We start from the raw sequence: 9233 nt of genomic DNA on the forward strand, positions 1-9233 counted from the left end.
GCGAGGTCAGTTGACGGGCGTGGATCGCGTCGAACGCGCTTATGCGGATTGGGTTCTGAGGACGGATCCGGACCCACGGTTTCTGGTGCGCAGCTCTCGCGGGTATATCTTGTTCGGGGCAGCGGGCGCGCAGGCGTTTCTGAACGCTTTTGACGGCAACGTGGACTGGCCACAGCCTGATCTGCTGTCACGTCTGACCGGCAAGTCCGATCTGCCGCGACATAGGGCCGAGGCTTTGCTGCGTCGCCATGCCATTGCCCGTTGCCTGCATGCCAACCTGTTTCGACTGTTGTCCCAAAACCTGCGGGAAGACACGACCTATCTGAATGTCGGTCACAGCAACCTGTCCGTGGACTGTCTACGGGCTTTTCGGGCCAACCCGGATGTGCAGGTCGCCGTGCTGCTGCACGATGCCATTCCTCTGGACCATCCGGAATTCTCTCGTCCCGAGATACCGGGACATTTTCGCAAGATGCTGAAAGCCAGTCAGGATCATGCTAATCTGATCATCTGCAACTCGGAGGACACAAGCCGACAACTTGCGCGGCACATGAGCGCTGACATGGCCTTCGTCACGGCCCATCTCGGCCTGCCCGATCGCGTGGAGAAAGAGCCGTTATCGCCCGGTTTAGACCCTGACACTCCCCGATTTGTGTGTCTTGGCACCATTGAGCCCCGCAAGAACCACCAGCTATTGCTGGATGTCTGGTCGATGTTGCCCGAAGCCGGTCGCCCGCATCTGCATATTGTTGGCCAGAGGGGATGGGCATCGGAGGAATTCTTTCAACGGCTCGACACCCACCCGCTACGTGGAACCGCGATCTTTGAACACAACGACCTGAGCGATGGTCAGGTGCGCACCCTGTTGGAGGGGTCGCATGGGCTGCTGTTTCCGACGCTGGCAGAGGGTTTCGGCTATCCCCCGCTGGAGGCCGCGCGGCTTGGGGTGTTGCCAATCTGCTCGGACCTTCCGGTGTTGCGTGAAACCGTTAACGATTGCGCCGTTTACCTTGACCCTCAGGACGCGTATTCTTGGCTGGAAACGATTAAGAAACGATCGGGGGATAGACTGGCGGACGAGGTGCTGCCAGCGGCCAAGCTTCCGACGTGGCAGGCACATTTCGACACGGTTTCTGAGGCCCTTCAAAAGGCCCGGGCAGGGGACATGGTATGAAGGTGGTTCAGCGCTACAAGCTGCGCCTTGAACGTAAGCGGTTTCTGATCCGTGCCTGGCGCAAGGCGCGGGATCTTCTGCTTGTGGCAGACCGCACCGACCAGATCCGACCCAACGATGTTCTGTGCTTCGTCACCCTGCGAAACGAGCGAATCCGCCTGCCCTATTTCCTGCGCTACTATCGTGACAGGGGCGTGTCGCATTTCATCTTTGTGGACAACGACAGTACCGATGGCACGCGCGAATACCTGGCCGGGCAGGGCGATTGTTCTGTCTGGACGACGCCTGCCAGCTACAAACGCTCCCGCTTCGGGATGGATTGGCTAAATGCGCTGTTGCGGGAATATGGCCATGGTCACTGGTGTGTCGTCGTCGACCCGGATGAATTCCTTGTCTACCCGTTCTGCGATACGCGCCCCATCCCTGCGCTGACCGATTGGCTGGAAAGCAGTTCGATCAAGTCCTTTGGTGCGATGCTGCTGGATATGTATCCCAAGGGGCCGATCACGACGCAGCCTTACAGCGAGGGACAGAATCCGTTCGACATTGCCTGCTGGTTCGACAGCGGCAACTACATGATCAAGCGCAACTGGGATTTCGGGAACCTCTGGATTCAGGGCGGCCCACGGGCGCGCCTTTTCTTCCCGGACAATCCTGAACGCGCCCCGGCGCTGAACAAGATTCCGCTGGTGAAATGGGACAAGAACTATGCCTTTGCCAGTTCCACCCACATGCTGCTGCCGCGCGGGCTGAACCTCGTGTTCGATGAATGGGGCGGCGAAAAGGCATCCGGCGTGCTGATGCATGCCAAGTTCCTCGACACCTTCACCACGAAGGCGCGGGAAGAGCTTCAGCGCAAACAGCACTACGCCAACAGTCACGAATACAAGGCCTATGCCGCCGGTTTGCAGGAAGACCCCAACCTTTGGTGCAAATGGTCTGAACGCTTCATCAACTGGCGGCAACTGGAAATCCTCGGCCTCATGTCCAAGGGGAACTGGGCATGAGTGTCGGGTTCGTCATGCTCTGCCACACGGCGCTGCACCGCGCTGCACAGGTGGCGCGGCATTGGGCGGAACGGGATTGCCCGGTGGTGATCCACGTGGACAAGCGCGTGTCGAATGAGGCGTATTCGGGTCTGAAATCCGATCTGTCTGACCTGCCGAACGTCAAGTTCTGCGGGCGGCACAAATGCGAATGGGGGACGTGGTCTCTCGTCGCCGCATCGCAGACCGCATCCGAGATGATGTTGGCCGAATTCCCCAATGTCAGACATGTTTTTCTGTCCAGCGGATCCTGCCTGCCCTTGCGCCCCGTGGAGGAGTTGAAAGCCTATCTTGCGGCCCGCCCGCGCACCGATTTCATCGAAAGCGTGACGACCGAAGACGTGGAATGGACCGTTGACGGGCTGCATGCGGAACGGTTCCAGCTTAGGTTCCCCTTCTCGTGGAAACGTCACCGCAGGCTGTTTGACGGCTATGTAGAGCTGCAGCGCAAGGTGGGTTTCAAGCGGACCATGCCCGATGATCTGGTGCCGCATCTGGGCAGCCAATGGTGGTGCCTGACCCGTCAGACCCTGTCAGCCATCCTGCAGGACCCCTCACGCAAGGCCTATGACCGGTTCTTCAAACTGGTCTGGATTCCTGACGAAAGCTATTATCAGACACTGGTTCGCAAGTATTCGACCCATATCGAAAGCCGGTCGCTGACGCTCTCGAAGTTCGATTTTCAGGGCAAACCCCATGTCTTCTATGATGACCACCTGCATCTGCTGCGGCGGTCGGATTGCTTCGTCGCGCGCAAGATCTGGCATAAGGCGGATCGGCTTTATGAAACCTTTCTGACCGATCAGGATCGCGGCACCGTCATGGCCGAACCGGCACCGGGCAAGATCGACCGCGTTTTTTCCAAGGCGCTGGAACGACGAACGCGGGGGCGGGCGGGCATGTATATGCACAGCCGGTTCCCGAACCCTGACTGGGAAAACGGCAAGACCAGCGCGCCCTATTCGGTCTTTCAGGGCTTCAACGACCTTTTCGAGAACTTCGAACCGTGGCTGGCCCGCCGCCTTGGCACGCGGGTGCATGGCAACCTGTTCGACCCAGTGCGCGTGCGGTTCTCGGGCGATGCGGATGTCTATGCTGGCTGCCTGTCCTCGGCCGCCGCCATTCGCGACTATGACCCTGAACACTTCCTGACCAGCCTGATCTGGAACACGCGGGGCGAACGTCAGGTGTTTCAGTTCAGCCCGCGCGACGAACAGCGGATCGGGGCGTTTCTCGCCTCTGACGGGAATGCGCAGATCTCGGTTGTGACAGGGGCCTGGGCGGTGCCGCTGTTCAACTCGAACCAGGATTTCCACACGATCCGAAAGACGGCAGCCCTGCTGCAAAAGCAGGAGATCGACTTCGTCAGCATTCTGCGCCGGGTGCAGACACGGGCAGAGGTGAAGATCTGGTCCCTGGCGGAGTTTGTGGAAGAACCGATGGAAAATCTGCAATCAATCCTCGATGCCATCGGGGGCCCGTCCTCCGGTGCGCGCATCACCGAGGCGCCGCGCATGGTCGATCTGTCGGGCTTTGGCCAGTTTCTGCAGAATCTGAAGAACCAGGGGATGAACCCGCATGTCACGGGTGACTTCCCCGTCAACCAGCCCGGAATGCAACCCAGGTCGGGCGGATCCCGGCCCTATCTTGTCAGGTAACCCATGTCCGACCGTTTCGATGCCTTCGTGATCTTTGCCGAAATGCGGACGGGCTCGAACTACCTTGAGGCGACGCTGAACGATCTGCCGGATCTGAACTGTCTGGGCGAGGTCTATAACCCGACCTTCATGGGCCATCACAATACGTTCGAGATGCATGGCATCGACATGGACAGGCGCGAGGAGAAGCCGCTCGACCTGTTGGAAGCGATCATCGAAAACGCGGGCGATGCGCTGCCCGGCTTCCGCTTTTTCCACGATCACGACCCGCGTGTGCTGGACCGCATCCTTCCCGATCCGCGCATTGCCAAGGTGATTCTGACCCGCAATCCGCTGGAAAGCTATGTCAGCCGCCGGATCGCAACCGAGACCGGGCAATGGCGGCTGACCGATATGAAGCACCAGAAAAGCGCCAAGGTGGAATTTCGGCTGTGGGAGTTCGAGACCATGCTGGAAGATCTGCAATCGTTCCAGATCCGGCTGCAACGTGGCTTGCAGACCACGGGGCAGGCGGCGTTCTACATTCGATACGAGGACATCAACGATGTGGAGGTCGTGAACGGCTTGGCGCGATTCCTGAGGTCGAGCCATGCGTTGGAGGCCACGAACTCGAAGCTGAAAAAGCAAAACCCGAGCGATCTGAGCCAGAAAGTGGAAAACTACGACCACATGGTCCGGTCGCTGGCCAAGCTGGACCGATTTGACCTGAGCAGAACGCCCAATTTCGAACCTGCACGCCATGCGGCTGTACCGGGGTTCGTCCTGATGCCGGAAACAGGGTTGATGTTCATGCCGATCCGTGGCGCTGCGGTCGATCCGATCCGGGATTGGATGGCGGGGCTGGAAGGCATCGGCGGGGACAAGCTGCTGACCGGGCTAAAGCAGAAGGACATCCGCCAATGGATGCGCAAACATCCGGGCCACCGCAGCTTTACCGTCCTGCGTCACCCGCTGGAACGCGCCTATCACGTGTTCAACAGCTGCATTCTGCCCGCCGACAGGCCCGCCTATGCGAATATCCGGCGGGTGCTGAAGAACCGCTACAACCTGCCGATTCCCAAGGACGGGCTGATCCCCGGCTACTATGCCGACCAGCACAAGGAGGCGTTCATCGCCTTTCTGAATTTCCTGAAAGGCAACCTCGCCGGGCAGACCAGCCTGAAAGTGGAACAGATCTTCGCGTCCCAGACTGCACTGATTCAGGGCATGGCCAATTTCGCTCTACCCGACCGCATCTTGCGGGAAGAGGAGCTGATCGAAGACCTGCCGAAGCTGGCTAAAACGCAAGGACGCGATGGCGCAGAGTTCGACATGGCCCTACCAGAGGTGCCTTTCCCGCTGACAGAGATCAACGACAGTGAGATCGAGTCGCTGATCTTCGACATCTATCGCAAGGATTTCCTGAATTTCGGCTTCCAGACCTGGGAGCCTTAGGCCGCCTGCGTCGCGCGTGCCTCGGTCAGCAAGGTATGCAGCGTCGCCGCGTCTGAATTGGCCCGCAGTTTTTCACACAGGACCGGGTCGCGCAGGGTGCGAGAAACAAGCGCCAGCGCCTTGAGATGCTCGGTTCCCGCTTCCTCTGGTGCGAACAGCGCAAAAACCAGATCAACCGGCTGGCGGTCCACGGCGTCGAAATCCACAGGTCGATCCAGCTTGATGAAAGCGCCCTGCACCCCGGTCAGGCCGGACAGGCGCGCATGCGGCAGGGCAACACCCTTGCCGAAGCCGGTGGGCCCAAGGCTTTCGCGTTCCAGCAGGGCCGACGTGATGTCCGTCATCGACAACCCCGTCAGTGGCGCGGCGACATCGGCCACGGCCTGAATCAGCCGCTTCTTACTGGTGACATCAGCGATGATACGAACCGCTGTCGGGCTCAATAGTGACGCAAGATCCATGAAACTGTCCCGGTCTGGGGCCGCGCCTGCGCCCGGCCCCTGTTGCTTCTGTTAACGGGGGTCAATCCAGCCGACATTCCCATCTTCGCGGCGGTAGACCACATTCAACCCGTCGTGTCCCTCGTTTCGGAAAATCAGAACGGGCGCTCCGGAAATCTCCATCTGCATCACCGCTTCACCAACCGAAAGGGACGGGATTTTCGTCTCCATCTCGGCAATGATCATCGGCTGCAGCGACTCCGGTTCGTCCTCATCCCCATGGTCCGAGCCCGCGAGGATATACGAGGAACCGGCGAAGGTTTCAACGGGCTCTGATCGCTTGATGTGATGGTCTTTCAGGCGGCGCTTGTAGCGACGCAGTTGCTTTTCCATCTTCTCTGCGCATTGGTCGAAGGATGCGTAGATTTCATGGTCGGCGGCCTTTGCTGACGCGGTCAGCCCGGTCGACAGATGGATGGTGGCTTCGCAGACATGCTCGTGGCCGCTACGCGAGAACACGATATTCGCGTCGGTCGGACGTTCAGCGTATTTTTCCACGACGGCGCCAAGGCTGTCCTTCACATGGGTTTGCAAGGCGTCGCCGATATCGATTTGTTTTCCGCTGATCTGGTAGCGCATAGGACCTCCTTAAATGCGAACGGCCGACGCGGGAATGGATCCCCGGGCGGCCGTAAGTCAGTACAGCGATGCAACAAAAAAGCGCCCCTGATGTTTGCTTGCATTCGTCGGCCCGGTGGGTCCGGCGATGTGCAGTGCAAGATCGGGAACGCTTTCGTACATCCCCACCATTTGGCGCTGAATCGGGGCGCTCTGTCAACGACAACTCGACGTGATCCGACCGTTGGCAAAGATCAACTGATGCGGAAACTGTGGCCCAGATAGACCCGGCGCACGTTCTCGTCCCGCACCACTTCCTCGGCGGTGCCGCTCATCAACATGGTGCCGTCATGCAGGATATAGGCGCGGTCCACGATCTCGAGTGTTTCGCGCACGTTGTGATCGGTGATCAAGACACCAATCCCTCGTTTTTTAAGGTCGGACACCAGCGCGCGAATCTCGGATACCGCAATCGGATCGACGCCCGCAAAGGGCTCGTCCAGAAGCAGATATCGGGGGTTCGAGGCCAGGCAGCGGGCGATCTCGGCGCGGCGGCGTTCGCCTCCGGACAGGGACAGGGCCGGGGCGGCGCGCAGATGGGTGATGGAAAATTCCGACAGAAGTTCCTCCAGCCGTTCGTGACGCTTGTGGCGGTCTTTTTCCACAACTTCGAGAATCGCCGTAATATTTTCCTCGACCGTCAGACCGCGGAAGATCGACATTTCCTGCGGCAGATAGCCGATGCCTGCCTTGGCGCGGCGATACATCGGCAGATAGGTGATGTCCTGCCCGTCCAGAATGACCTTGCCGCCTTCGGGCGCGACCAGCCCGGCAATCGAATAGAAACAGGTGGTCTTGCCCGATCCGTTGGGCCCGAGAAGGGCCACAACCTCGCCCCGGTCCAATGTCATGGTCACGTCGCGGATCACCGGACGGCGCTTGTAGCTTTTGCGCAGATTGGTGACGCGCAGGCCCTGCTGGCCCTGTTCCATCACAAGATCGGGCCGGTCTGCCATGGGTTACTGCCCCGCGGGTTGCAGGATGGTGCGCACCCGGCCCTCGACGGTGCCGTTACCGGTGTTGAGGTCGATATTCAGTCGGTCGCCGGCAATCGTGGTGCGCCCTTGCGTCACCAGGACATCGCCCGACAGGAACACGTGACCGGTTTCGACCGAGTATTCCGCCTGTGCGCCTTCCGCGGCGTCCTCCCCGCGCGTGAGCAACACGCCGCCAGTGGCCAGAACCTGCTGGATCTGCTGCGTATCGCCTGTGCCGTAGATGACAGACACCTCGCCCGCCGCCATCCTCAGATCCCCCTGGATCACGATGACATTGCCGGAAAACACCGCATTTCCCGTGGTTTGATCCACGCTGAGACTGTCGGACGTCACCTCGATCGGCTGGTTGGCGTCATGCGACACCCCCCCGAATCCGATGGATGTTTGTGCCGAGATCGGCAAAGCGGAAAGGCAAGCCACGCAAAGGGCAATGAGAAAGGCGCGCATGAAAGCTCCGTTAACTTCCGGGCTCGTATAGCACCCGAACACCGTCATTAAAAAGGACAACGTCGTTTCCATCAACAGCGCTGAGTCGCATTGATCCGGCTGTCAGGGACAAACCGGGGCCGGTGACCAGCACATTTCCCGGCGCAACGGCGCTGGATGTGCCCATGTCGAAATGCATCAGCTCTGTATTCAGGCGCAGACCGGTGGTGGTCGTCAGCTGCACCTCGTCCCCCAGATCGGCGGCCTCGTTGCGCAGGTCGAACTGTCCGCTGCCTGCCACGATCAGCAGGATGGAATCAGCGTTCAGGTCAATGCGGGCCTCGATGGTTTCGGCATCCAGCATGTTGGGGTTGGTCAGCCTTGGGACCACGCGCGCGGCGGTGAAGATCACCTCGCGCCCGTCCGACATGGTGCCTGCAAAGCGCGGCTGACCAAGGCTTTGCTCGCGGGCCAGTTCCTCCACATCCACTTCAGCAAAGGGAATGGCGCGGTTCGGGTCCGGGGTGCGGGAGAACAGGAACAGGGTCGATAGCAGCGCCAGCGCAAGCAGCGGCAGGATCACCTTTACCCAGGCGACAACACGCGAATAGGTGTTGGGCGCGGCCATGTCCGTCCCCTCAGTGAGAGAAGATGTCGATCTCGGGCCAGCCCGCAAGATCCAGCTTGGCACGGGTGGGCAGGAAATCGAAACAGGCCTGCGCGATCTCGGTCCTGCCTTCGCGGTCGAGCCTTGTCTCGAAAATCTCCTTCAGCCGGTGTAGGTACAGAACGTCCGACGCAGCATAGGTCATCTGCGCATCGGTCAGCTTCGGCGCGCCCCAGTCAGAGCTTTGCTGCATCTTGGAAATGTCGACGTTCAACAGCTCCTGACACAGGTTCCGCAACCCGTGACGATCAGTATAGGTGCGCACCAGCTTCGACGCGATCTTGGTGCAGAAAACCGGTGCGGCCAGCGCGCCGAAGGCGTGATACATTGCGGCAATGTCGAAGCGCCCGAAATGGAAGAGTTTCAGTACTTCGGGGTCTTCCAGCATCCGCGCAAGGTTCGGGGCATCGGTCTGGCCCTTTTCGACCTGAACCAGATGCGCATGACCATCCCCGCCTGACATCTGCACCAGACACAACCGGTCACGATGCGGGTTCAGACCCATCGTTTCGCAGTCGATTGCAACAACCGGCCCAAGGTCCAGCCCGTCGGGAAGGTCGTTCTTGTAAAGATGGATCGTCATCGTCTTCCCCTGATCAGTCGCAGGCCGGGCCGCAGCTACCCCATGTTTCTCTGGCTGGGTTCATGTCACCTTTCGGAAAGATAGGCAACTTGGGGCGGGCTTGCCAATCGCACACGGGGTATTGGCGGT

10 protein-coding genes are annotated in these 9233 nt (G+C 59.9%); 4 read left to right on the top strand and 6 right to left on the bottom strand.

Translation table 11 applies throughout. From position 1 onward, the window contains the following. The first annotated feature begins 109 nt into the window (after nt 1-109). From BKY26_RS17800 to BKY26_RS17815, 4 genes are read left to right on the top strand one after another with little or no spacing between them, the layout of a single operon-like run. Nucleotides 110-1174, top strand: coding sequence for a glycosyltransferase family 4 protein (locus BKY26_RS17800; RefSeq protein ID WP_158514360.1), 1065 nt, complete (start codon nt 110-112; stop codon nt 1172-1174). Next, nucleotides 1171-2181 carry a glycosyltransferase family 2 protein gene (locus tag BKY26_RS17805; RefSeq protein ID WP_071691720.1) on the top strand — a complete coding sequence of 337 codons (1011 nt, stop codon included), beginning with the start codon at nt 1171-1173 and terminating at the stop codon, nt 2179-2181. Before BKY26_RS17800 ends, BKY26_RS17805 begins: the two co-directional genes overlap by 4 nt. Continuing rightward, on the top strand, nt 2178-3878 hold the full coding sequence (locus tag BKY26_RS17810) for a DUF5927 domain-containing protein (protein WP_071691721.1): 1701 nt from the start codon (nt 2178-2180) through the stop codon (nt 3876-3878). Before BKY26_RS17805 ends, BKY26_RS17810 begins: the two co-directional genes overlap by 4 nt. Nucleotides 3879-3881: 3 nt before the next feature. After that, complete coding sequence (locus BKY26_RS17815; protein ID WP_071691722.1) at nt 3882-5312, top strand: sulfotransferase family protein; 1431 nt, start codon at nt 3882-3884, stop codon at nt 5310-5312. Here the strand turns inward: BKY26_RS17815 and BKY26_RS17820 are convergent. The 6 genes from BKY26_RS17820 to BKY26_RS17845 all read right to left on the bottom strand — a co-directional run bounded on the left by BKY26_RS17820 (nt 5309) and on the right by BKY26_RS17845 (nt 9104). Then, nucleotides 5309-5773 (bottom strand): PTS sugar transporter subunit IIA, encoded by a 465-nt coding sequence (locus BKY26_RS17820; protein WP_071691723.1) that lies wholly within the window; start codon nt 5771-5773, stop codon nt 5309-5311. The two genes, BKY26_RS17815 and BKY26_RS17820, sit on opposite strands and share 4 nt — an antisense overlap. A 51-nt stretch (nt 5774-5824) precedes the next feature. Continuing rightward, complete coding sequence (gene hpf, locus BKY26_RS17825; RefSeq protein ID WP_071691724.1) at nt 5825-6391, bottom strand: ribosome hibernation-promoting factor, HPF/YfiA family; 567 nt, start codon at nt 6389-6391, stop codon at nt 5825-5827. A gap of 233 nt (nt 6392-6624) precedes the next feature. Then, nucleotides 6625-7386, bottom strand: a complete 762-nt coding sequence (gene lptB / locus BKY26_RS17830; RefSeq protein ID WP_071691725.1) for an LPS export ABC transporter ATP-binding protein — start codon at nt 7384-7386, stop codon at nt 6625-6627. Nucleotides 7387-7389: 3 nt separating this feature from the next. Next, nucleotides 7390-7875 carry a lipopolysaccharide transport periplasmic protein LptA gene (gene lptA / locus BKY26_RS17835; protein WP_071691726.1) on the bottom strand — a complete coding sequence of 162 codons (486 nt, stop codon included), beginning with the start codon at nt 7873-7875 and terminating at the stop codon, nt 7390-7392. A gap of 10 nt (nt 7876-7885) precedes the next feature. Then, nucleotides 7886-8482, bottom strand: a complete 597-nt coding sequence (locus tag BKY26_RS17840; RefSeq protein WP_071691727.1) for a hypothetical protein — start codon at nt 8480-8482, stop codon at nt 7886-7888. A 10-nt stretch (nt 8483-8492) separates the two neighbouring features. After that, a complete protein-coding gene (locus BKY26_RS17845; RefSeq protein ID WP_071691728.1) occupies nt 8493-9104 on the bottom strand; it encodes a ribonuclease D in 612 nt (203 codons plus the stop codon). Nucleotides 9105-9233: the final 129 nt, after the last annotated feature.

It is taken from the genome of Nioella sediminis, assembly GCF_001879695.1.
GTDB lineage: Bacteria > Pseudomonadota > Alphaproteobacteria > Rhodobacterales > Rhodobacteraceae > Nioella > Nioella sediminis.

What these genes read in the sequence shown, in the direction of transcription:
- BKY26_RS17805 (WP_071691720.1), top strand. Translation starts at nt 1,171, where the DNA reads ATGAAGGTGGTTCAGCGCTACAAGCTGCGCCTTGAACGTAAGCGGTTT.
- BKY26_RS17810 (WP_071691721.1), top strand. Translation starts at nt 2,178, where the DNA reads ATGAGTGTCGGGTTCGTCATGCTCTGCCACACGGCGCTGCACCGCGCT.
- BKY26_RS17815 (WP_071691722.1), top strand. Translation starts at nt 3,882, where the DNA reads ATGTCCGACCGTTTCGATGCCTTCGTGATCTTTGCCGAAATGCGGACG.
- BKY26_RS17820 (WP_071691723.1), bottom strand. Translation starts at nt 5,773, where the DNA reads ATGGATCTTGCGTCACTATTGAGCCCGACAGCGGTTCGTATCATCGCT.
- hpf (WP_071691724.1), bottom strand. Translation starts at nt 6,391, where the DNA reads ATGCGCTACCAGATCAGCGGAAAACAAATCGATATCGGCGACGCCTTG.
- lptB (WP_071691725.1), bottom strand. Translation starts at nt 7,386, where the DNA reads ATGGCAGACCGGCCCGATCTTGTGATGGAACAGGGCCAGCAGGGCCTG.
- lptA (WP_071691726.1), bottom strand. Translation starts at nt 7,875, where the DNA reads ATGCGCGCCTTTCTCATTGCCCTTTGCGTGGCTTGCCTTTCCGCTTTG.
- BKY26_RS17840 (WP_071691727.1), bottom strand. Translation starts at nt 8,482, where the DNA reads ATGGCCGCGCCCAACACCTATTCGCGTGTTGTCGCCTGGGTAAAGGTG.
- BKY26_RS17845 (WP_071691728.1), bottom strand. Translation starts at nt 9,104, where the DNA reads ATGACGATCCATCTTTACAAGAACGACCTTCCCGACGGGCTGGACCTT.